Origin of the sequence: Achromobacter sp. GD03932, from assembly GCF_029839485.1 — a bacterium.
GTDB lineage: Bacteria > Pseudomonadota > Gammaproteobacteria > Burkholderiales > Burkholderiaceae_B > Achromobacter > Achromobacter bronchisepticus_A.
The window spans coordinates 13,683-36,793 of record NZ_JAOCAT010000013.1 but is presented as its reverse complement, the minus strand read 5'-3'; the positions used below and the strand labels follow the sequence as shown (position 1 = coordinate 36,793).

Genomic DNA, 23,111 nt, shown 5'->3' with positions numbered 1-23,111 from the left:
CGGCAGTTACGCCTCTTTACGTTTTGGGAACGCGGATTGCTCCGCTGTCCGGATCGACCCATCCGGAGCGTCCATGCCCTCCTCCCGCTACATCGATGCCACCACGCTGACCGTGCTGACCGTGAACACGCACAAGGGTTTCACCAGCTTCAACCGCCGCTTCATGCTGCACGAACTGCGCGAAGCCTTGCGGATGGCGAGTCCCGACATCGTGTTCCTGCAGGAAGTGCTGGGAGAACACCAGGGGCACGCCGAACGGCATCAGGCCTGGCCTGCCCTGTCCCAGTACGAATTCCTGGCGGACTCGCTGTGGACCGATTTCGCCTACGGCCGCAACGCGGTCTACCCGGCGGGACACCATGGCAATGCGCTCCTGTCGAGATATCCCATCGAACGCCACGAAAACCATGACGTCACCGTGCATGGGCATGAGGGCCGCGGACTCCTGCACTGCGTGCTGCGGGTGCCCTCGCTGGATACGCCGGTGCATGCGATATGCGTGCACCTGGGCCTGCTGGAAGGCCACCGGGGCAAGCAGTTGCGCCGCCTGTGCGAACTGGTGGCGCAAGGCGTGCCCGCCAGCGAACCGCTGCTGATCGCAGGCGACTTCAACGACTGGCGCCTGCGCGCCGACTCGCTGATGCGGGATTGCGGCACGCGCGAGGTCTACACGTCGCGCCTGGGCCGCCCCGCCCGCACGTTTCCCGCGCGCTGGCCCTTGTTGCGGCTGGACCGCATCTACGTGCGCAACGTCCGGGACTGGCAGCCGGTGCCGCTGGCCTCGCGGATCTGGTCGCGCCTGTCCGACCATGTGCCGATCTGCGCGGAGATCGCGCTATGAACCTGCGCTGGCGCGAGAACAACCGCTACACGCTGCTGGAGAATGGCACCGGGTATTTTCCGGCCGTGCTCGATGCGATTGCCGCGGCGCGCGGCGAAGTGCTGGTGGAAACCTTCATCCTGTTCGACGACGCCGTGGGGCAGGAGTTCCAGCGCGCCCTGATCGCCGCCGCCCATCGCGGCGTCAGCGTGGACCTGACGGTGGACGGCTATGGCTCGGACGAGCTGGACGGCGCCTTCGTCGGCGCCATGACCGAAAGCGGCATCCGTGTGCATGTATTCGATCCGCGTCCGCGCTTGCTCGGCGTGCGCACCAATGTGTTCAGGCGCATGCACCGCAAGATCGTGGCGGTCGACCGCCGGGTCGCCTTTGTCGGGGGTATCAATCTTTCCGCCGACCATCTGCCCGACTACGGGCCGCAAGCCAAGCAGGACTATGCGGTGCGGCTGGAAGGCCCGCTGGCCGCGGACGTCGCGGACTTCGCGCGCGAGGCGCTAGCGGTGGACGCGTGGACCCGCAAGCGGCGGCGGCCGGCGCGCATGGATCCCATGCCGGAAGGCGACGGCGGCGGCCGCCTGGTGGTGCGCGACAACATCGAGCATCAGACGGACATCGAACGCTACTACCGGGCCGGCGTGCGCGCCGCGCGCGAGGACGTGCTGATCGCCAACGCCTATTTCTTCCCCGGATATCAGTTGCTGCACGACCTGGCCAACGCCGCCCGTCGCGGCGTGCGCGTGCGGCTGCTGCTGCAAGGCGAACCCGATGTGCTGGTCGCCCGCCTGGCGGCGTCCATGCTGTATGACTACCTGATCGATGCGGGCGTGGAGATCTACGAGTACTGCAAGCGCCCGCTGCACGGCAAGGTTGCCTGCGTGGACCGAGACTGGAGCACCATCGGATCCAGCAATCTGGACCCGCTCAGCCTGGCGCTCAATCTGGAAGCCAACGTGGTGGCGCGCGACGCCGGTTTGAACGCCGCGCTGCGCCGCAGCCTTGACCGGCTCATCGAACAGGATTGCCGGCGCATCGAGCTGCCCGAGGGGTCCAGGCGGCGCTTGCGGCGGCTGTGGATCGGCGTGGTGGTATTCCATTTCCTGCGGCGCTTTCCCGCCTGGGCCGGCAGCCTGCCCGCGCACAAGCCCCGCCTGAAGTCGCTGCCTATCCAGGCGCAACAGGAGTCGGCATGAGAGTGTTCCGCTCCACGTTGACGCGCGCGTGGAGGCACCGCTGGCCGCGGGTCAAGCGTGCCTTGCCGGTGATCGTGTTGGCGTTGGTGGCGGCGCTGCTGTACTACTTCGGCCGCTCGGTAGACTGGGCGCAGGTCTGGATCGCCATGCGCAGGATACCGCCGGAGACCATAGCCGCTGCCGCCGCACTGGTCGTGGCGGGCTACCTGACCTACGGCGGCATGGATCTCCTGAGCAAGCGCTACACCCGGCATACCCTGCCCTGGCCCAAGGTGTTGGGCGTGGCCATGATGAGCTATGCCCTGAATCTGAACCTGGGCGTGCTGCTCGGCGGCCTGGGCGCGCGCCTCAGGCTGTACGCGCGGCTGGGCTGCCGCAAGTCGGTGGCGACGCGCGTCACGCTGTTTTCGGCAGTGTCGAACTGGATAGGCTACGCGTGGATCGCGGGCGCGCTGTTCGCGGCGGGCGCGGTGTCCGTGCCGCAGGGTTGGGCCATCGGGTCACACCTGCTGCGTGCACTCGGCGTCGCGCTGCTGTTGCTGGCGGCAGGCTACGTGGCTGTGTGCGCACGGGCGAAGCGGCGCACCTGGACCTGGATGGGACAGCATGCGGTGCTGCCCGGCGCCGGCATGGCGGTGGCGCAAAGCGTGGTCGCGGCCCTGTCGTGGGCCATCATGGGGGCCATCATCTATCTGCTGCTGCAAGGCAAGGCCAGCTATTTTGCGGTGCTTGGCATCCTGCTTTGCGCCAGCTTCGCGGCCCTGGTCATCCGCGTGCCGGGCGGACTGGGCACCACGGAAGCCATCTTCGTGGCCACGCTCGCGCCCGGGATCCCTGCTGCCGAGGTGCTGGGCGCGGCGCTGGCCTACCGGGCGCTCTATGCGTTCGCGCCCTTGTTCCTGGCCCTGGCGGCCTTTGCCGCGTTGGAGGTGAAACTGAGGCACAGGCGCGCGCAACCGGAAGTTGAGCCCAGGCCGGCTGCGGCTGACAGGCGCCGCAACGACGCCGGCCACTCGTTCAAGGCTTAGGCGTGAGCAGGTCCGACAAGGCGTTGCCCAGTTCCTTCACGGCGCCGGTAACGCCTTCGGCCGCACCTTCGGCGCCCACGCCGATCGCATGGCTGAAGCCCTGGGCCACCTGGGCGGTAAAGCCGCGCGCGACGGAGAACTTGGGATTGTCGAGGTCGCCTGCCAGGGAAAAATCGAAACGCAGCGTGCCGCTCTGGTCCTTCAGCGCCGCCAGCACCGCCTTGCGCGGCAGTGAAAACAGGTCGCCGTTGCCGCCGAAGCGCAAGCCTCGCAGGGCCACGGTGCCCGTGGCCTGCAGCCGTCGCTTGGTGATGGCGGTGCGCATGTCCAGGTCCATGGCGCCCGCGGCCAAGGACGTGGCGCCGTTGTCGGCCAGGTACGGCGCGGCATGCTGGATGTCCATGTTGCGCACCGCCACCTTGATGTCGGCATCCGTGCCGCCCAGCACAAGCCAACCCTGCGCGCGCACCGTGGCGGCCCCGTTGCGGTTGCCTTCGACATTGCCGGAGAATTCCATCTCGCTGCGCGAGCCGTCGCCGGGGATGGTCAGCGGACGCAGACTCGCCTCGACGCCCGAAAACGGGATCCTATGCGCGGGCCGAGAGACTGCGGCGTCCTCGAAATCCAGCCGGCCGTCGCGCAGTATCAATTCCGCGATGCGGATAGGCGTGTTGCGGCGCGGCTGGCCGTCGCCGCCTTCGCCCGCCCGCATCGAGGCCTGCAACGCGGGCGCAATGTCCATATCGCCATTGGCCCGGCGCACCACGGTGAAGTCGAAGCCTTCGATGATGACGGTCTTGAAGACCGTCTCATGGCGCAGGAAGGCAGACCAGTCCGGCTCCAGGATCACGTGCCGCGCGCGGGCTCCTGCCTGGCCCGTGCCGCCGGATATCGTCACGTCCTTGAGGATCACCTGCCGATAGCCGATGTCGACCTGCCCCACCTCGCCGCGCGGACCCAGCATGTTGGCGATGCGCTGCTCGGCGATGCGCAAGGCGGCGAACGCCAGCACGACACCCACCGCCGCAACCAGGGTCACGACCGCCAAGGCTTTCCCCCATGGCGATTTGCGGCGTGGCGCGGTTGGGTCGATGTTCATCGTGGATTCCGGTGTTGCGGCGCAATCCGAGCATGGTCCTGGAAACGCCCCGCCCTATCAATGGGCAAAAAGGATTAGGCGCTCAGCGGCGTTTATGGTCGGCCATGAGGCACACGCCCGCCAGCATGCCGATCAGCGCCGCGCCCGCCAGGCTCTTCCAGGCGTTTTCATGGACGTACTCGTCGGCGGCATGGGAAGCATGCCGGGCGCGCTCCCAGGCTGCACGCTCCCAGCCCTTGGCGTGCTCGCGCGCGGCTTCGAGCTGCTGCTTGAGGCTGTCGCGCGCAGCTTCGATCTCGGAACCGCTATAGCTCGCCGTGCTGCGCAAGAGCGCCTCGGTGCCAGCGATCAGTTCGCGCACCGTGCGCGTGTTGTTGTCGGCGGGTTGAAACATGTCCCGCAATCCGTGGTGCTTGTTCATACGTGCTCCTTGTGAAAAAACGTGTGCGGCGGAAGGCCGCGGTTCCTCAAAGCCTGTCGATCCCCGGCGTCTGCTGGGGATCCAGTCCGGGCATGGGGTTGGGCAGGCTGTCGGGCGGCCAACGGCCGTGCCGGTCGGTCTCGTGCCGGCCTGGGTCGGGGGTGGGCTGTTCGGCGGGATGCTGCTGCGGACCCGGCGGTTTGGGGTCTGCGGGCCGGGAGGGTCCGGAAGGTCTGGTCTTGGTCTTGGTCATGGCATGCTCCTGAACGACAGAATGCGATCGATGCGGCCGCGGCCTCATCCCGCCCACCATTGCTTGATGGTCGCGCGCAAGGCCGCGCCTGCCGCGCCGCCCTCTTCCTTGCGCAGCGCCTGGAAGTACGCGGCCACCTGCTTGGCCGGAATGTGCGGCGGCAAGGGTGGCACCTCGGGGTCGGTCACCATTTCCAGCACGACCGGACGGGTCGCCGCCAGGGCTTGATCCCAGGCGTCTCCCACGGCGTCCGGGCTGTCCACCCGTATGCCTTCCAGGCCTAGCAGGCGGCCATACTCCGCGTACGAAAACCGGGGCAGCCATTGCGAATCCGCGAACCTGGGGTCGCCTCCCATGACGCGCTGCTCCCAGGTGACCAGATTGAGGTCGCCGTTGTTCAGGACCATGACGATCAAGGTCGGGTTGGCCCAGTCCTTCCAGCGGTGGGCGATGGTGATCAGCTCGTTCATGCCCAGCATCTGCATGGCGCCGTCTCCGACCAGCGCAATGACGGGCCGCTGCGGATGCGCCAGCTTGGCGGCAAGCGCATAAGGCACGCCGCAGCCCATGGTGGCCAGGCCACCCGATACCGAGCCCATCATTCCCTCGCGCATGGCGATGTCGCGCGCATACCAGTTCGCCGCCGAGCCCGAGTCGCAGGTCAGGATGCTGCGTGGCGGCAGCCGTTTGGACAGTTCCAGGAAGGGACGTTGCGGATTCAGCGGCTGGGCCTGCACCATTGCGCGCGCCTCCACGGTTTCGTGCCAGCGCGCGACCTTGCCCTCGATGCGTTCGCGCCAGCGGCGCGCGGTCTTGGGCTGCAACAAGGGAATCAGGGCCTGCAGGGTCAACCGGCTGTCGCCGACCAAGCCAAGTTCCACGGGATAGCGCAGGCTGAGCTTGCGGCCGTCCAGATCGATCTGCACGGCCCTCGCCTGTCCTGGCGGCGGCAGGAACTCCGAATACGGAAACGACGTGCCCACCATCAGCAGGGTGTCGCACTCGTTCATCATGTCCCAGCTGGGCTGCGTGCCCAACAAGCCGATGCAGCCCGTGACGTACGGCAGGCTGTCGGGTACCGCCGCCTTGCCCAGCAGCGCCTTGGCCACGCCGGCGCCCAGCAGTTCAGCGGTCTGGCGCACTTCCGCGCCAGCCTGCAACGCGCCCGCCCCGACCAGCATGGCGACCCGTTCGCCGCGATTGAGGATGTCTGCGGCATTGCGCAAGGCGGCCTCGCCCGGCACGCCGGCATGCGAGGTCAAGCCTATGCCCGTCGGCACGGTCCCATGTTCGCGGGCGGGCGTCTCCACCGCCGGCAAATCCTGCACATCGTTTGGAAAAATGACGCAGGTCACGCTGCGCCGCTCCAGGGCGATGCGCATGGCGCGGTCGATCATGTGGCGCGCCTGTTCGGCGGTCGCGGCCATCTGCACGTAATCGTGCGCCACGTCCTTGAACAGGCTGATCAGGTCGACTTCCTGCTGGTAGTCGCCGCCCAGGGCGCTGCGGGCCTGCTGGCCGACCAAGGCCACGACGGGCTGATGGTCCAGCTTGGCGTCGTACAGGCCATTCAGCAGATGGATGGCGCCGGGACCGGAGGTCGCCAGGCAGACCCCGGCCTGCCCGGTGAACTTGGCGTGGGCGCAGGCCATGAACGCCGCGGCTTCTTCGTGGCGGGCCTGGACGAACTCCAACGGCTCACGGGTGCGGCCGAAGGCGCCGATCAGGCCGTTGATACCGTCTCCGGGATAGCCGTAGATCCTTCTGACCCCCCATTGCGACAGCCGTTCCAGCACAAAGTCCGCCACAGTCTTCATTCGATGCTCCGCGTTTTCCCGCAATTCGACAGAACGCCCAGACCAGCAATTACCGTTCCCGGCCGTGTGTGCCTGCGCCGGTGCCGGCGCAGGCACGGCGCTTGCGGATGAAAGCCCCAGCGGCGGACGCGCTCGACGATCCGCCTGAACGGGAGTTGGCATGACAAAGATTCGAACCCTGGTAGTGGCGGGTGAAGCGTTTCCCCTGGCCAAGACGGGCGGCCTGGGGGACGCCATCACGGGCATGGCGCGCGGGCTGTGCGAAGCCGGCGTGTCCGTGGCGGTGCTGCTTCCGGCCTACCGCGGCGTGCGCCAGCGGCTGGAGCGCTTGCGGGTGGTGGCGCCACTGCACAATCTGCCGGGAGGGGAAGCCCGGCTCTTCGCCGGGCATTGCGCCCAGTCGGGGCTGGACTTCCTGCTGCTCGAGAACGACGCGCTTTATGACCGGCCTGGCATCTACCTGGACGAAAACAGTTGCGAGCACGCCGACAATGCGCTGCGCTACGCGGCGCTGGCCCATGCGGCGGTGCGCGTGGCGGGCGGCTTGCCCGGCATCGCGCGGCCGCAATTGCTGCATGCGCACGACTGGCACGCCGGACTCGTGCCGCTGCTGCTGCGGGAATACGGCCCGGGCGACGTCAAAAGCATCATGACCATCCACAACCTGGCGTTCCAGGGACAGTTCCCGATGGAATGCGCCGCCTCCCTGGGCATACCTGAACGCTACCGCAACGACGAAGCCGCCGGCGCCTGGGGCCGCTTGAATTTCCTCAAGGCCGGTATCCGCTACGCCGACCGCGTCACCACCGTCAGCCATACCTATGCCCGGGAAATCCTGACGCCCGCCTTTGGCTGCGGACTGGAGGGGCTGCTGCGACGGCGCGCCGCGGATCTGGTGGCCATCCCCAACGGCATCGACAACATGGTGTGGAATCCGGTGCGCGATCCGCATCTGGGCTCCTTGCGGTTTTCGGCGCGCGACCTGGGCCGCAAGGCGCGCAGCAAGGCGGCCCTGCAGCGGGAGTTCGGCTTGCATGAGGATGCCGAAGCCGTGCTCCTGGCGATGGGCAGCCGCCTGACGGAACAGAAGATGGCGGACGTCGCCGCGCAGGCCTTGCCCGAGGCGCTGGATCGCCACCCGCGCCTGCAGGTCGCGATCCTCGGCCAGGGCGACCGCCGCCTGGAAGAAGCTCTCAAACGACTGTGCGCGCGCTTTCCCGGGCGTTGCTCCACCCGCATCGGCTATGACGAGGCGGTGGCCCACCGGCTGCACGCGGGCTCCGACATGCTGCTGCACGGCAGCCGCTTCGAGCCCTTCGGCCTGACGCCGCTGTATGCAATGCGCTACGGATCCATCCCGATAGGTTCGCGGGTGGGCGGCATGGCCGATACGATCGACGATCCCGGGCCGCGCGCGCCGCTCTCGGCAATGGCCGGCGCCAATGGCTTGCTGTTCGACGGCGACGACCCCGCGGCCATGAATGCGGCCATCGCCCGCGCCCTGCGCCTGCGCGAGGACGCCATGCTCTGGCGCACCATGCAGCGCAATGCCATGAACGCGGATTTCAGCTGGCGCGCCGCCGCGGCGCCCTACGCCGAGCTCTATCGCGCGCTGGCCGATACCGGCAGAAGGCCCCGCGTGCCGGCCGTGGCCGAGGTGGCTGCCCTACGCGCCGGACAGCGTTCTGGCGGGCCGTTTCCCGCGCCCGCCGTCTAGGCGCCCCGACAGGAGGAACCGCAGGTGCCCACATCCCCGCCAGCCCATCCGCACGCTCCCTTGCGCCTCTACCACGCCCGTGGCGGCGCAAGCGGGGACGCCTGCGCCCGTGGCGGTGAAATCGGGCCGCGCCTTTATTCACACTTGCGGCAACGCGGATTCAATGCCCTGCTGCTGCCGGCGCCCTGGCTGCAGGGGCCGGAAAGCGCCTCGCCCGCCCCGCTGGATGCCGACAGCGCGCAGCTGGCAGGCGGGCGCGTGCCCATGGCCGACTGGATCGAGCAGGCCGCAGGGCAGCTCGCCGAACACGGCCTGGCCCTGTACCTCGACATCGTCATGGACCGCTGCGCCGTCGGCGCCGTAGCCGACACGGCTGGCCCCGGCTGGTATCAACCGCCTGCCGAAAACCCCGCGCGCGATCCGCGCATGAGCGCCGACGTGCGCGAGGCGCTGCACTTGCGTCCGGGGCCGCCGCCGCCCGGCTTTGTGGAGACCTGGAGCAAACGGCTGCGGCGCTGGATCGAGCGCGGCGCCGCAGGCTATGTCTTCCATGCGCCGCAATGCCTGCCGGCCCAGGACTGGGCGGCATTGGCGGCGGCGTTGCGCGGTCCGGATCGCGTCGCGCAACTGTTTGCCTGGGCGCAGGGACTGACGCCCGAGTCGCTGGCGGCCTTGCGCGGCGCGGGCCTGGACGGCCTGTGCTCGTCCTTGCCCTGGTGGGACTGCAAATCCGGCTGGCTGGCGGAGGAAGACCGCAGGCTGCGCGCCATTGCACCCGTCATTGCCGCGCCGCCGCGCGACGTCCCGGACAAGCGCGGCGCCTGGGCCGCGGCGCTATGCGCGGATGTCCTGATGTTCGATGGCGAGGACGATGCCCGGCTGCCCGACGTAGCCGCGGCCAATCGCTGGTTTGCGCAAGCCGGATTGCGCGGCCCGCTGCGTCTGGCCGGCGGGCGCGACGGCCACTGCACCCTGCTGCTGCGCGAATGCGCGGCCGGCACCGCCGTGCTGGCGCTCAATCCGTCGGATACGGAGGAGGCAAGCGTGGATTGGGACGCGCTGGCGCCGCTTCTGCCGCCGGCCGATTTCCTGTCCGAAGGCGTGCCGGGCGGCCTGGCGCCGCAAGGCAATGCCATTGCGCCCGCGGGCTGCGCCATGTATCTGCTCGAACCCACGCATCCCGTGCGCGAAGCTTCGCGGCATGTGGCGCGCCGCCAGGACGGCGCCGCCAGCCAGCGCATCGTGGTCGAGCAGGTCAGCCCCACCGTGGATGGCGGCGCCTTCCCCATCAAGAGCATCCCGCATGAGCGGATTCCGGTGCGCGCCGACATCTACATGGACGGCCATGAACTGCTGGCCGCCGAACTGCGCTGGCGCGCGGCCGACGAAAGTTCGTGGCGCGCAGCGCCCTTCACGCGCGGCTTGAACGACCGCTGGGAAGCCTCGTTCCGTCCGCGCCGCATCGGGCCGCACGAGTTCGTGGTGCATGCCTGGCTGGACGCCTGGCAGACCTTCCGCCATGACTTCGAGGTGAAACACCAGGCCGGCGTGGACCTGCGCCTGGAAGTGGAGGAAGGCCTGCTGATGCTGCGCGCGGCGCTGGCGCGCGCCCGCAACGCCTCGCACCCCGGCGCCATGACGTTGCGCAACACGTTGCAGAGATTCGCCAAGGCCGCCGAAGACGAACCGGCTCCGCCCACACCGCAACAGATCGATGCGCTGCTGGATGAGGATCTGGCCGGCACCATGCGCGAACTGGACGACCGCCCTTTCGAATACGTCAGCCCCGCGCCCTATCCGGTCTGGGTGGATCGCGGCCAGGCCTGCCACGCCAGCTGGTATGAGCTGTTTCCGCGTTCGCAATCCGCGCTGCCCGGTCAGCATGGCACCTTCGACGACGTCATTGCGCGGCTGCCGGACGTGCGCGAGATGGGATTCGACGTGCTCTATCTCCCGCCCATCCATCCCATCGGGCAACGCAACCGCAAGGGACGCAACAACAGCCTGCGCGCCGAGCCCGGCGACGTGGGCAGTCCCTATGCCATCGGTTCTGCCGACGGCGGGCACGATGCGGTTGAACCGCTGCTGGGCGGGCTGGACGGCTTCCTGCGGCTGGTGGACGCGGCCCGCGCCCACGGCATGGAAGTGGCGCTGGACTTCGCGATCCAGTGCTCCCCAGACCATCCCTGGCTGGCGCGGCACGCGGACTGGTTCTCCTGGCGTCCGGACGGTTCGCTGCGCTATGCCGAGAATCCGCCGAAGAAGTACCAGGACATTGTCAATGTCGCCTTCTATGGCGCCGTCGCCCGCCGCGCGCGCAAGCTGACCCTGTGGCGCGGCCTGCGCGACGTGGTGCTGTTCTGGGTGCAGCATGGCGTGCGCACCTTCCGGGTCGACAACCCGCATACCAAGCCGCTGCCGTTCTGGCAGTGGCTGATCGCGGAGGTCCACGCGCAGCATCCCGACGTGATCTTCCTGTCGGAAGCCTTTACCCGGCCCAAGATGATGTACCGGCTGGCGAAGATCGGCTTCACCCAGTCCTACACCTACTTCACCTGGCGCAATGACAAGGCGGAATTGGAGGCCTATCTGGAGGAAGTCTCCACGCCGCCCGCCGCCGATTTCTTCCGGCCGCACTTCTTCGTCAACACGCCGGACATCAACCCCTACTTCCTGCAGTCCTCGGGCCGCCCGGGCTTTCTGATACGCGCTGCGCTGGCGGCGCTGGGGTCCGGCCTGTGGGGCATGTACAGCGGCTTCGAACTGTGCGAGTCGGCCGCCTTGCCGGGCAAGGAGGAGTACCTGGACTCCGAGAAGTACGAGTTGCGCCAGCGCGACTGGTTTGCGCCGGGCAACATCCGCGCGGAGATCACCCGCCTGAACCAGATCCGGCGCGCCAACCCGGCCCTGCAGAGCCATCGGGGCCTGACCCTGGCGAATAGCGGCAACGACCGCGTGCTGGCGTTCTGCAAGTCCACGCCAGGCCGCGGCAATTTCATCCTCGCGGTCATCAGCCTGGATCCCTTCCAGCCGCAGGCGGCGCGCATCGAGGCGCCATTCTGGCTGTTCGGCGAGGCCGACACGGGCCGGCTGATCGCAGAAGACCTGCTGGCTGAACGCAGCGAGCCATGGCAGGGGCAGATCCGCGAACTGACGCTGCATCCCGATCAACCCTATCGCGTGTGGCGCTTGTCGCTGCATGGATGACGCCGCGCGCCCATTGCCATGATCAGTGAAACCCAACCTCTCCAGGACGACGGCCTTTGGTACAAGGATGCGGTCATCTATCAGCTGCACGTCAAGTCATTCTTCGACTCGAACGGCGACGGCGTGGGCGATCTGCCCGGCCTGATCTCCAAGCTGGACTACATCTCCAGCCTGGGGGTCAACACGATCTGGCTGCTGCCCTTCTATCCGTCGCCGCGCCGCGACGACGGCTACGACATCGCCGACTACCGTGGGGTGCATGCGGATTACGGCACCGTGGCCGACGTGAGGAAGCTGATCCGCGCGGCCCACGCCCGTGGCCTGCGCGTCATCACCGAACTGGTGGTCAACCATACTTCCGATCAGCATCCCTGGTTCCGCCGCGCGCGGGCGGCCAAACCCGGATCGGCCGCGCGCAACTTCTACGTCTGGTCGGACAACGACAAGGCCTATGCGGGTACGCGCGTCATCTTCTGCGACACCGAGAAATCCAACTGGACCTGGGACCCCGAGGCCGGCGCCTATTTCTGGCACCGCTTCTACTCGCACCAGCCCGACCTGAACTACGACAATCCGCAGGTGCTCAAGGAAGTGCTGGCCGTGATGCGCTATTGGCTGGACATGGGCGTGGACGGCTTGCGCCTGGACGCGGTGCCGTACCTGGTCGAACGTGAAGGCACCAACAACGAAAACCTGCCCGAAACGCACGAGGTGCTCAAGCGCATCCGGGCCGTGATCGACGCCGAGTATCCCAACCGGCTGCTGCTGGCCGAGGCCAACCAGTGGCCGGAGGACGCGCAGGAATACTTCGGCGCCGGCGACGAATGCCATATGTCCTTCCATTTCCCGCTGATGCCGCGCATGTACATGGCGATCGCGCAGGAGGACCGCTTCCCCATCATCGACATCATGCGCCAGACGCCGGACATTCCCGCGTCCTGCCAATGGGCGATCTTCCTGCGCAACCATGATGAGCTGACGCTGGAAATGGTCACCAGCCGCGAACGCGACTATCTGTGGAACGTGTACGCGGCGGACCCGCGCGCCCGCATCAACCTGGGCATCCGGCGCCGGCTGGCGCCGCTGCTGGAACGCGACCGGCGCAGGGTCGAGCTGATGAACAGCCTGCTGCTGTCCATGCCGGGCACGCCCGTGCTGTATTACGGCGACGAGCTGGGCATGGGCGACAACGTGCACCTGGGCGACCGCGACGGCGTGCGCACGCCGATGCAATGGTCGCCCGACCGCAACGGCGGCTTCTCGCGCGCCGACCCCGAACAGCTGCCGCTGCCGGTGCTCATGGGCCCGCTGTACGGCTATGAAGCGGTGAACGTGGAGGCGCAACAGCGCGATCCGCATTCCCTGTTGAACTGGACCCGGCGCCTGCTGGCGCAGCGCCGACAAAGCCATGCATTCGGACGCGGCGCCTTGCGCTTCATCTTCGCGGGCAACCGGAAGATTCTGGCCTATCTGCGCCAATGGCAGGACACCACCATCCTGTGCGTGGCCAACCTGTCCAACGCCGCACAGCCGGTGGAACTGCAACTGCAGGAGTTCAACGGCCGCGTGCCGGTGGAAATGCTGGGCGGCACGCCGTTCCCCGCGGTAGGCGAGCTGCCCTACCTCCTGACCCTGCCGCCTTACGCCTTTTATTGGCTGGACCTGAGCAACCAGGCTGCCCCGCCCGACTGGCATGCCAGCACGCCCGAACAGATGCCGGAGCTGACCACCCTGGTGCTGCGCGCGCATGGCGGCGCGGCCTTGACGGACGCGTCGCGCGCCACGCTGGAGCGAGAAGTGCTGCCCCAGTACCTGGCGCGCCAGCGCTGGTATCCGGGCAAGCAGCCGCCGGCGCGCGCACGTCTTGCCTACGCCACGCCATTCACCGGCGCGGATGGCGAGTACTACTGGGCCGAGGTCGAGCCCGAAGACGGGGTCGACGGCCTGCGCGCGCAGGCGCCTTTCGTGCTGGTCTGGGACGAGGCCGCCGCCGTGCAGTATGCGATCGCCCGGGTACGGCGCGGCGCGGAAGTCGGCGTGCTGGCGGACGCCTTCCTGCAGCCCGGTTTCGTGCGCACGGTCGTTCAGGCCATGCAGCAGGGCCGCGAGCTCGACGGCCGCAGCGGCGGCAAGCCCGGCGACAAGCCGGGGGTCATCCGCTTCCTGCCCGAAGCAGGCCTGGCCGACCTGGACGTCGCCGGGGACGGCGAACTGCAATGGCTGACAGGAGAACAGTCCAACAGCTCGGTCGTTGTCGATGGCAAGCTGATACTGAAGCTGATCCGCGCCGTCCAGCCCGGCGGATCGCCCGAGTTGGAGATGACCCGCTACCTGACGCGCGCCGGCTACGCCAACATGCCGGCGCTGCTGGGCGAGGTGCAACGGGAGGACGCCGACGGCGTGGTCCATACGCTGGCGGTGGCGCACCGCTATGTCGCCAACGAGGGCGACGCCTGGAACTGGACGCTGGATCTGCTCAAGCGCACGCTGGACAATGCGCTGCTGGTGAACCAGAGCCCTGACGAGTTCGCCCAGGACCTGCAAGGCTACGCCGCAATGGCCGCCACCATGGGCGAGCGCCTGGCGCAGATGCACAACCTGTTGTCGCAGGCCACCGACGACCCCGCGTTCCAGCCGAGCGCTGCCCGCCAGGCGGATGCCGATGCGCACGCGCGGCACGTCCAGGGCCTGCTGGAACGCGCGGAAAAGAACTTGCGCGCGCTACTCGGCGAACTGGAGGCCCCTTCGCGCGCCTGCGCCGAATGGTACTTTGAGCACCGCTCCCGGCTGGCGGCGCGCGTGGCGGCGATGGCGCAGGCCGAGACCGGCGCCTTGCGCTTGCGCGTGCACGGCGACTTCCATCTTGGGCAGGTGCTGGTGGCGCAGGCGGACGCCTATCTGATCGACTTCGAGGGCGAACCCGTCAGCAGCGTGCAGGCGCGCCGCGCCCTCGCCTCGCCCTGCAAGGATGTGGCGGGCATGCTGCGTTCGTTCGACTATGCCGCCGCCTCGATCGCCCGCAGCGACATCATCGGCGGCGCGCCGACCGACGCCAATGCCGGCGCGGGCGAAACGCCGGGCGCGCCTGTCGCGCCAGCGGAACTGCGCGACCTGCTGTTGGCGCGCTTTCGCCAGACCGCCAGCCAGGCCTTCCTGCAAGGCTACCGCGATGCGCGCACCTCGGCGCTTGTCCCGCCTGCGGCCGACGACGCGCTGCTGGCCCTGGCGCAACTGGAGAAGGCCGCCTATGAAGTGAGCTACGAGGCCGCGCATCGCCCCGACTGGATTTCGATACCGCTGTGCGCCCTGGTGGAGCTGGCGCGCAGCCTGCTGCTGTCGGCCGCGGTGGATGAGGAGGACGCGTCATCATGAGCCAGGACATGCCCGCAGGCGGCAGCCTCAGCGCCACCTCACCCGTCGAACTGGCTGCGCTGGCCTGCGGCCTGCACAGCGATCCGTATGCCTTCCTGGGGCCACACGAGGGAGAAGTGCGCGTGTATGTCCCCGGCGCGCGGGCTGTCGCTGCGCTGGACGGCGCCGGTGCGCGCATCCCCTTGCGCGAACAGGGCCAGGGACTGTTTCTTGGACGCGTTCCTCAAGCCCGCTCCGGCGACGGCGGCTCGTACCGTCTGGCGATCCAGTGGCCCGATGCCGAACAGATCACCGCCGACCCCTATGCCTTCGGCACCCTGCTGGAAGACGGCACGCTGGAGGAGCTGGCGCAAGGCGCATGGCGCAGCGTCGGCACAGCCCTGGGCGCGCGGCTGATGGAAATCGACGGCGTGGCAGGACTGCGCTGCGCGGTATGGGCGCCGAACGCCCAACGCGTGGCGGTGGTGGGCGATTTCAACGCCTGGGACAGCCGCCGGCACGGCATGCGGCTGCGGCACCGCGCCGGCGTTTGGGAGATCTTCATCCCGGGCGTGCAGGCCGGCGAACGCTACAAGTTCGCCATCACCGACCGCGCCGGCAATCAGCGCCTCAAGGCCGATCCGCTGGCGCGGCGCAGCGAAGCGCCGCCGGCCACGGCCTCGGTGGTGGAGGACGGCGCCGGCTATCCGTGGGAAGACCAGGCCTGGATGGCGCAACGGCGCTCGCGCCAATCCTCGGACGCGCCGCTGTCCATCTACGAAGTGCATGCGGGCTCCTGGCTGCCAGACGACCCGGACTCGCGCGCCTGCATCTGGGACCGGCTGGCCGACAAGCTGCCGGCCTACGCCCGCGCCATGGGCTTCAGCCATGTGGAGCTGCTGCCCGTCATGGAGCATCCCTTCGGCGGGTCCTGGGGTTACCAGCCGCTGGGCATGTTCGCGCCCGCGGCGCGCTATGGTCCGCCCGCCGCCTTCGCCCGTTTCGTCGACCGCTGCCACCACGCGGGCATCGGCGTGATCCTGGACTGGGTGCCGGCGCACTTCCCGGACGACGCGCACGGCCTGGCCCGCTTTGACGGCACCGCGCTGTACGAGTACGAGGATCCGCGCGAAGGCTATCACCCGGACTGGCACACCATGGTCTACAACCTGGGCCGCACGGAGGTGCAGGCTTTCATGATAGCCAGCGCGCTGCATTGGTTGCAGCGCTTCCATGTCGACGGCCTGAGGGTGGACGCGGTCGCATCCATGCTCTACCGCGACTACAGCCGCCAGCCCGGCCAATGGATCCCCAACCGCTACGGCGGCCGCGAAAACCTGGAGGCGGTGCAGTTCCTGCAGGCGCTCAACGGCATCGTGCGACATGAAGTGCCGGACGCCATCATGATCGCCGAGGAATCGACGGCCTGGCCCGGCGTCACCGCGCCGGTCAGCGACGGCGGGTTGGGCTTTCACTACAAATGGAACATGGGCTGGATGCACGACACCTTGCGCTACCTGTCCGAGGACCCCGTGCACCGCAAGCATCACCACCATGACATCACCTTCAGCATGGTGTATGCGTACAGCGAGCGCTTCATCCTGCCTCTATCGCACGACGAGGTGGTGCACGGCAAGGGCTCGCTGCTGGCCAAGATGCCGGGCGACGCGGCCGCCAGGCTCGCCAACCTGCGCGCCTACCTCGGCTTCATGTGGGCCCATCCGGGCAAGAAGCTGCTCTTCATGGGCGGCGAAATGGCACAGCCCAGGGAATGGAACCATGACGTCCCGCTGGATTGGGACCTGCTGGACCGCCCCGGCCACCTGGGCATACAGCGGCTGGTTGCCGACCTGAATGGCCTGTACCGCGGAGTGCCGGCGCTGCATGCGCTGGATGCCGATCCGGCGGGCTTCGCCTGGACGATCCTGGACGACCGGGACAACAGCGTGGTCGCATTCATCCGCAGCGACGGCGTCCATCATGTGCTCGCGGTCGCCAATTTCACGCCGGTGGCGCGGCATGACTACCGCATCGGCGTGCCTCGGGCCGGCCGCTGGACGGAAAGACTGAATACCGACGCCACGCACTACGGCGGATCCGGCCAGGGCAACCAGGGCGGCGCCAGCACCGGCCTCAGCGCGTCCCATGGGCAGCCCCAGGCCTTGTCCTTGACCCTGCCGCCGCTGTCCACCCTGTTTCTGCTCTACGAAGGTTGAACGCATATGGATCCCTCCCAATTCACGCGCATCGCCGGCGGCCAGCCCCATCCGCTGGGCGCGGTCAGCGACGGCCTGGGCGTGAACTTCGCGGTGTTCTCGGCCAACGCCACGCGTATCGAGCTGTGCCTGTTCGATCCCAAGGGCCGCAAGGAACTGCGCCGCTTCGACCTGCCGGAATGCACCGACGAGATCTGGCACGGCTACCTGCCCGACGCGCATCCCGGCCTGGTGTACGGCTATCGCGCCCACGGCCCTCACGATCCGCGCAACGGGCACCGTTTCAATCCCCACAAGCTGCTGCTCGATCCCTACGCGCGCCAGTTGACCGGGCCGCTGCATTGGAGCGATGCGCTGTTCGGCTATCGCATGAAGCATGCGCGCGCCGACCTCAGCATCGACCGGCGCGATAGCGCGCCCGCCATGCCCAAGGCCATCGTGGCCGAGGAAACGCCCTTCACCTGGGGCAACAGCCGGCCGCCGGCCACGGCCTGGAACGATACCGTGATCTACGAGGTGCACGTGCGCGGCGCCTCCATGCTGCGCGAAGACCTGCGCCAGCCCTTGCGCGGCAGCTGCTCCGCGCTGGCCGACCCGCGCTTCATCGAACACCTGCAACGGCTGGGCGTGACGGCCGTGGAGCTGCTGCCCGTCCATGCGTTCCTGCAGGACCGCTTCCTGACCGAACGCGGCCTGCGCAACTACTGGGGCTACAGCACGCTATCGTATTTTGCGCCGGAGCCCGCCTACCTGCAGCACAACCCGAACGAACTGCGCCAGGCCATCCGCCGGCTGCATGCCGCCGGCATCGAAGTGATCCTGGACGTGGTCTACAACCATACGTGCGAGGGCAGCGAGCTGGGGCCCACGCTGTCCTGGCGCGGACTGGATAACGCCAGCTACTACCGCCTGGTGCCGGGCGATGAACGCTACTACATCAACGACACCGGCTGCGGCAACACCGTCAACCTGTCGCATCCGCGCGTCCTGCAAATGGTCACGGATTCGCTGCGCTATTGGGCGCAATCCTATGGCGTTGACGGCTTCCGCTTCGACCTGGGCGTCACCCTGGGCCGCGAAGGCACCGGCTATGACCCGGGTTCGGGCTTCTTCGACGCCGTGCTGCAGGACCCTGCCCTTGCCCGCCTGAAACTGATTTCCGAACCCTGGGACGTGGGCCCGGATGGCTACCAACTGGGTAACCATCCGCCCGGATTCGCCGAGTGGAACGACAAGTTCCGCGACGCCACCCGCCGCTATTGGCGCGGGGATCCCGCCATGCGCGGCGAGATCGCGGCGCGCTTGTGCGGATCGCGCGACCTGTTCGACCGCCGCCACCGGCGCCCCTGGAGCAGCGTCAACTACGTGGCCTCGCACGACGGCTTCACGCTGGCCGACATCGTCAGCTACGACGGCAGCCACAACCAGGCCAACGGAGAAGGCGGCAACGACGGCCACGGCGAGAACTACAGCCATAACTGGGGCGCCGAAGGCCCGACCGGGGACGCCGCCATCCTGGACACCCGGAAACGGGTGCAGCGGGCTCAGCTGGCCTGCGTGTTCCTGGCCGATGGCACGCCGATGCTGCTGGCGGGCGACGAATTCGGCAACAGCCAGGAAGGCAATAACAATGCCTATTGCCAGGACAACGCCCTGTCGTGGCTGGACTGGACGCAAGCGCAGGCTGACGACGGTCGTGAGCTATCCCGCTACGCGGCGCGCCTGATCGCATTGCGCCGCGCCCACCCCAGCACGCGCGCCGCGCGCTACGGCGACGCGGGCCAGCAGCTCGCGCCTGGCGTGAAAGCCATCTCCTGGTTCGATCCAGCAGGCGCCGAACTGGACGCCGCCGCCTGGGAGTCGGAGGCCAATGCCCTGGTCCTGCGCCGCGCCGCCTGCCGCGAAGACGGCAGCGTCGACGTAACGTTGCTGTTGCTGAATCCAGGCGCGGAGGACGCGGTTTTCCAGATGCCGCCGCCCGAGCTGGCCTGGATCCGCGAGCTGGATTCCGCCACGCAGGCGCCTGCCGCGCCCTTGTCGGAGCCCGCCGTCACGGTGGCCGCGCGCAGCGTGGTGTTGCTGGCGGCGACCTACGTGCCGGGAGATCCGCCATGACATACGACTATGCATCCGGCGCAATCCCGCTGGAGAGCGGCGTCACGCGCTTTCGGCTGTGGGCGCCGACCGCGCCCGCCGGCTTCGCGCTCGAGGTCGAAGGGCATCCTGCAATCGCCCTGCGTCCCGGCCCGGACGGCTACGTGCAGGCCGACGTGGACTGCCCCGTCGGCGCCCGCTATCGCTACCGCCTCGACGCGGACACGGTCGCGCCCGATCCGGCCTCGCGCCTGCAGTACGGCGACGTGCATGGCGACAGCATCGTGGTCGCGCCGGATGCCTACCCCTGGCGCTACGGCAGCTGGCGCGGACGGCCCTGGGAGGATGCCGTGCTGTACGAAACCCATGCCGGCCTGGAGGGAGGCTATGCGGGCCTGCTGGCGCGGCTGCCGGAGCTGGCGGCGCTGGGCGTGACCTTGCTGGAGTTGATGCCCATTGCCGACTTCCCCGGGCCGCGCAACTGGGGCTATGACGGCGTGCTGCCCTATGCGCCCGACGCGGCCTACGGCACGCCCGACGAGCTCAAGCGCCTGATCGACGAGGCCCATGGGCTGGAAATGGGCGTGATGCTGGACGTGGTCTACAACCATTTCGGACCCGACGGCAATTACCTGCCGCGCTATGCCGCGCCGTTCTTCAGGCAAGACGTCGCCACGCCCTGGGGCGACGCCATCGACTTCCGTCAGCCGGCGGTCAGCCAGTTCTTCAAGGACAACGCGCTGTACTGGCTGACCGAGTACCGCTTCGACGGGCTGCGCCTGGACGCCGTGCATGCGATCGCGGGCCAAGAATGGCTGCATGAGCTGGCCCAGCACCTGCGACAGCATATTCCGCCCGAACGCTACGTGCATCTGGTGCTGGAGAACGACGACAACCGCGCCAGCCTGCTGCAAGGCGATTTCGATGCGCAATGGAATGACGACGCGCATCATGCCCTGCATTGCCTCCTGACCGGCGAAAGCCACGGCTATTACGCCGACTACAGCGCCCTGCCGGCCCAGGCGCTGGCGCGCTGCCTGGCCGAAGGCTGGCTGTACCAGGGGCAGCGTTCACCCTACCGCGGCGGACAGCCGCGGGGCGAACCCAGCGCGGAACTGCCGCCGACCGCCTTCGTGCTGTTCCTGCAGAACCATGACCAGACCGGCAACCGTGCGGGCGGCGAACGCCTGGCCAGCCTGGTGGACAGTCCCGCCCGGCTGCGCGCCGCGGTCGCGTTGCAGTTGCTGTCGCCGCAGATCCCGCTGATCTTCATGGGCGAGGAACGCGGCGCGCGCACGCCGTTCCACTACTTCACCAGCCATGCCGACCCGGCCCTGGCGCAAGCGGTGCGCGACGGCCGGCGGCGCGAGTTCTCGCGCTTTCCCGAATTCCAGGGCGCGGGCGCGCTGTCCGACCCGAACGATCCCGCGGCCTACCTGGCCAGCAAACCGCGCGCCAGCGCCGCGGACGCGCATGCCTGGATGCGGGACTACGCGGTCCTGCTGCATCTGCGCGCCCGCCTGATCGCGCCGCGGCTGGCTGGCGCGGTCAGCCTGGGCGCGGCCGCCATCGGCGAACGCGGCGTGTACGCGCGCTGGCAACTGGCGGGCGGCGCGCGCCTGACGGTCTATGCGAACTTCGGCTCCGATCGCCTGGCGCTGCCCGAGGCCTTGCAGGCGGGCGTCGAGGCCTATGCCACGCTGCTCTTCGAATCCGTGGCCGGCGCGCGCGACGCGCTGGTCCAGGGCGAGGTGTGCGGCGACAGCACCGTGTGGCTGCTGGAGGAGCCGGCATGACCACCACGCCCGCCGGCGATCCGGCCTTGTCCGCGCTGGCCGCCAAAGCCGGCATCGCCGAACACTGGACCGACGCGCGCCAGCGTCCGCGGCAGGTGTCGCCGGATACTTTACGGCTGCTGCTGGAGGGCATGGGCCTGCCGGCGGGCAACACCGATGACATCCGCGATAGCGACCATCGCCTGGGCGTGGAGCTCGGGGCCCGGCTGCCGCCCCTGCTGGTCGCGCGCAGCGGCATGCCTGCCTCCCTGCCCGCTTGCGCGCGCGGCCGCTACCGCATCGTGTGCGAGTCCGGGCTGACCTGCGACGGCGAGGTCGCAGCCGACGGCAGCCTGATCGCGCCGCAGGAGCCGGGATATCACTCGCTGCATCTGGCATGCGGCCAGACCGTGCTCGCGGTGGCTCCCCGGCAAGCGCCCAGCCTGGACGATCTGACCGATGGCATGCGGCCGCGCGCCTGGGGACTATGCGCGCAGGTCTACAGTCTCAGGCGCGATGCCGGCCAAGCTGGCTTCGGCGGCTTCGGCGCGGTGCGCGAGCTGGCCGCCGCTGCCGCGGCCGAGGGCGCCGACGCGCTCGCCATCAGCCCGGTGCACGCCATGTTTGCCGCGCAACCGCAGCGCTGCAGCCCCTACGCGCCATCCAGCCGCTTGTTCCTGAACACCCTGTACGCGGATCCCGCCTCCATCCTTGGTGACGATGCCTTGCGCCGGGCGCTGGCCGAGTTGGCCGCCCAGCCGCCCGTAACCGACTTGATAGATTGGCCATCGGCCGGGATATGGCGGCAGCGCCTGCTGCGCGCGCTGCACCGCCAGTTCCGCGCAATCGGACCAGAGGATGCCCGCCAGCGCTACGAGGCGTTCTGCGTCCGCCGCGGCAAGGCGCTGCGCGACCACGCCGTATTCGAAGCCTTGCATGCCGCCCAGGCAGCGCATGGCGCACACCACCTGCCCTGGACGCAATGGGCCGCCGGCCTGCGCGATCCGGACTCGCCGGAAGTCGAGCGATATGCGCGGCAGCATCCGGTCGAGGTCGACTTCCATCGCTACGCCCAATGGCTGGCCGCCGAAAGCCTGGGCCACGCGCAGAAGGCGGCGCGCCGCGCCGGCATGCGCGTGGGGCTGATCGCCGACCTGGCCGTGGGCGACAGTCCGGACGGCAGCCACGCCTGGAGCCGCCAGACCGACCTGATGCCAGGACTGTCCATAGGCGCGCCGCCCGACATCCACAATCCGCAAGGACAGAACTGGAATCTGGCCGCGTTCTCGCCGCGCGCGATGCATGCCCAAGGCTACGCGGCCTACATCGACATGTTGCGCGCCGCGCTGGCTCACGCTGGCGGCCTGCGCATCGATCACATCCTGGGCATGGCGCGGCTGTGGCTGGTACCCGATGGACTGGCCGCCGATGCGGGCGCCTATCTGCGTTATCCGTTGCGCGAACTGCTGGCGCTGACGGCGCTGGAAGCCTGGCGCCACCGCGCGCTTGCCATCGGCGAAAACCTGGGCACGGTGCCTGAAGGCTTCAACCGCGAACTGGCGGATCACGGCATCCTGGGCATGAATGTGCTGTGGTTCATGCGGCAGGAGCCTGACATGACCGCGCCGCCGTCCGAGCCGCCCAAGCCGGCGCCTTTTCTTGCCGCCGAAGACTGGCCCGTCCAGGCCGTGGCCATGACCTCGACCCACGACCTGCCGACCTTGCGCGGCTGGTGGGCCGAGCGCGACATCGACGTGCGCGCCGAACTGAACCTGCTGGGCGGCGGCGATGACGAGGCCACGCTGCGGCACAACCGGCGCATGGACCGCAGCTTGCTTGCGCAAGCCCTGGGCTGCGCCGTCGAACCCGCGCGGCCGCCGCTGGAGGACATGCTGCGCTTCGTGTCTTCCAGCCCTTGTCCCCTGCTGCTGGTGCCCATGGAAGACCTGGCGGGCGAACTGGAACAGCCCAACCTGCCCGGCACCGTGGATCAGCATCCCAACTGGCGTCGACGCCTGGCCGCAAGCAGCGCGGCGTGCTTCGCCGACCCAGCCGTGCAAGGCCGGCTGCAAGCCCTGCGCACGGGTCGGAGTCGGCCATGA

At 68.8% G+C, this 23,111-nt stretch carries 14 protein-coding genes; 10 read left to right on the top strand and 4 right to left on the bottom strand.

Going from position 1 to position 23,111, the window contains the following annotated elements; translation table 11 throughout:
- The first annotated feature begins 73 nt into the window (after positions 1 to 73).
- The 3 genes from N5C88_RS13970 to N5C88_RS13960 are packed head-to-tail and all read left to right on the top strand — an operon-like array spanning position 74 to position 3,059.
- Positions 74 to 841 carry an endonuclease/exonuclease/phosphatase family protein gene (locus tag N5C88_RS13970; protein WP_059376059.1) on the top strand — a complete coding sequence of 256 codons (768 nt, stop codon included), beginning with the start codon at positions 74 to 76 and terminating at the stop codon, positions 839 to 841.
- A complete protein-coding gene (gene clsB, locus N5C88_RS13965; RefSeq protein ID WP_118932421.1) occupies positions 838 to 2,031 on the top strand; it encodes a cardiolipin synthase ClsB in 1,194 nt (397 codons plus the stop codon). Before N5C88_RS13970 ends, clsB begins: the two co-directional genes overlap by 4 nt.
- Positions 2,028 to 3,059 (top strand): lysylphosphatidylglycerol synthase domain-containing protein, encoded by a 1,032-nt coding sequence (locus N5C88_RS13960; RefSeq protein WP_280015515.1) that lies wholly within the window; start codon positions 2,028 to 2,030, stop codon positions 3,057 to 3,059. Before clsB ends, N5C88_RS13960 begins: the two co-directional genes overlap by 4 nt.
- On the opposite strand, the gene N5C88_RS13955 is transcribed toward N5C88_RS13960, so the two are convergent.
- The 4 genes from N5C88_RS13955 to N5C88_RS13940 all read right to left on the bottom strand — a co-directional run bounded on the left by N5C88_RS13955 (position 3,049) and on the right by N5C88_RS13940 (position 6,649).
- Entirely contained in the window at positions 3,049 to 4,158 is a 1,110-nt protein-coding gene (locus N5C88_RS13955) for a DUF748 domain-containing protein (protein ID WP_280015514.1), read from the bottom strand. The two genes, N5C88_RS13960 and N5C88_RS13955, sit on opposite strands and share 11 nt — an antisense overlap.
- 82 nt (positions 4,159 to 4,240) lie before the next feature.
- The gene (locus tag N5C88_RS13950) at positions 4,241 to 4,579 is read right to left on the bottom strand and encodes a DUF883 domain-containing protein (protein ID WP_280015513.1); all 339 of its coding nucleotides are present in this window, start codon (positions 4,577 to 4,579) and stop codon (positions 4,241 to 4,243) included.
- 46 nt (positions 4,580 to 4,625) lie between these two features.
- Entirely contained in the window at positions 4,626 to 4,832 is a 207-nt protein-coding gene (locus N5C88_RS13945; protein ID WP_118932424.1) for a hypothetical protein, read from the bottom strand.
- A gap of 44 nt (positions 4,833 to 4,876) precedes the next feature.
- Entirely contained in the window at positions 4,877 to 6,649 is a 1,773-nt protein-coding gene (locus N5C88_RS13940; RefSeq protein WP_280015512.1) for a thiamine pyrophosphate-requiring protein, read from the bottom strand.
- Between the two features lie 160 nt (positions 6,650 to 6,809).
- On the opposite strand from N5C88_RS13940, the gene glgA reads away from it, so the two are divergent.
- Genes glgA through malQ form a run of 7 tightly spaced genes read left to right on the top strand, consistent with a single transcriptional unit; the run spans position 6,810 to position 23,111 of the window.
- On the top strand, positions 6,810 to 8,366 hold the full coding sequence (glgA, locus tag N5C88_RS13935; protein WP_280015511.1) for a glycogen synthase GlgA: 1,557 nt from the start codon (positions 6,810 to 6,812) through the stop codon (positions 8,364 to 8,366).
- Positions 8,367 to 8,390: 24 nt separating this feature from the next.
- Positions 8,391 to 11,573: an alpha-1,4-glucan--maltose-1-phosphate maltosyltransferase gene (locus tag N5C88_RS13930; protein ID WP_280015510.1), complete on the top strand. Its 3,183-nt coding sequence runs from the start codon at positions 8,391 to 8,393 to the stop codon at positions 11,571 to 11,573.
- Positions 11,574 to 11,591: 18 nt separating this feature from the next.
- Positions 11,592 to 14,945, top strand: coding sequence for a maltose alpha-D-glucosyltransferase (treS, locus tag N5C88_RS13925; protein ID WP_280015509.1), 3,354 nt, complete (start codon positions 11,592 to 11,594; stop codon positions 14,943 to 14,945).
- Positions 14,942 to 17,140: a 1,4-alpha-glucan branching protein GlgB gene (gene glgB / locus N5C88_RS13920; protein ID WP_280015508.1), complete on the top strand. Its 2,199-nt coding sequence runs from the start codon at positions 14,942 to 14,944 to the stop codon at positions 17,138 to 17,140. Before treS ends, glgB begins: the two co-directional genes overlap by 4 nt.
- Before the next feature lie 6 nt (positions 17,141 to 17,146).
- Positions 17,147 to 19,255, top strand: coding sequence for a glycogen debranching protein GlgX (gene glgX / locus N5C88_RS13915; protein ID WP_280015507.1), 2,109 nt, complete (start codon positions 17,147 to 17,149; stop codon positions 19,253 to 19,255).
- A complete protein-coding gene (gene treZ / locus N5C88_RS13910) occupies positions 19,252 to 21,030 on the top strand; it encodes a malto-oligosyltrehalose trehalohydrolase (RefSeq protein ID WP_280015506.1) in 1,779 nt (592 codons plus the stop codon). Before glgX ends, treZ begins: the two co-directional genes overlap by 4 nt.
- Positions 21,027 to 23,111: a 4-alpha-glucanotransferase gene (malQ, locus tag N5C88_RS13905; RefSeq protein ID WP_280015505.1), complete on the top strand. Its 2,085-nt coding sequence runs from the start codon at positions 21,027 to 21,029 to the stop codon at positions 23,109 to 23,111. The genes treZ and malQ overlap by 4 nt, the downstream gene beginning before the upstream one ends.

Coding starts and splice junctions, on each gene's coding strand:
- N5C88_RS13970 (WP_059376059.1), top strand. CDS start 74: ATGCCCTCCTCCCGCTACATCGATGCCACCACGCTGACCGTGCTGACC.
- clsB (WP_118932421.1), top strand. CDS start 838: ATGAACCTGCGCTGGCGCGAGAACAACCGCTACACGCTGCTGGAGAAT.
- N5C88_RS13960 (WP_280015515.1), top strand. CDS start 2,028: ATGAGAGTGTTCCGCTCCACGTTGACGCGCGCGTGGAGGCACCGCTGG.
- N5C88_RS13955 (WP_280015514.1), bottom strand. CDS start 4,158: ATGAACATCGACCCAACCGCGCCACGCCGCAAATCGCCATGGGGGAAA.
- N5C88_RS13950 (WP_280015513.1), bottom strand. CDS start 4,579: ATGAACAAGCACCACGGATTGCGGGACATGTTTCAACCCGCCGACAAC.
- N5C88_RS13945 (WP_118932424.1), bottom strand. CDS start 4,832: ATGACCAAGACCAAGACCAGACCTTCCGGACCCTCCCGGCCCGCAGAC.
- N5C88_RS13940 (WP_280015512.1), bottom strand. CDS start 6,649: ATGAAGACTGTGGCGGACTTTGTGCTGGAACGGCTGTCGCAATGGGGG.
- glgA (WP_280015511.1), top strand. CDS start 6,810: ATGACAAAGATTCGAACCCTGGTAGTGGCGGGTGAAGCGTTTCCCCTG.
- treS (WP_280015509.1), top strand. CDS start 11,592: ATGATCAGTGAAACCCAACCTCTCCAGGACGACGGCCTTTGGTACAAG.
- glgB (WP_280015508.1), top strand. CDS start 14,942: ATGAGCCAGGACATGCCCGCAGGCGGCAGCCTCAGCGCCACCTCACCC.
- glgX (WP_280015507.1), top strand. CDS start 17,147: ATGGATCCCTCCCAATTCACGCGCATCGCCGGCGGCCAGCCCCATCCG.
- treZ (WP_280015506.1), top strand. CDS start 19,252: ATGACATACGACTATGCATCCGGCGCAATCCCGCTGGAGAGCGGCGTC.
- malQ (WP_280015505.1), top strand. CDS start 21,027: ATGACCACCACGCCCGCCGGCGATCCGGCCTTGTCCGCGCTGGCCGCC.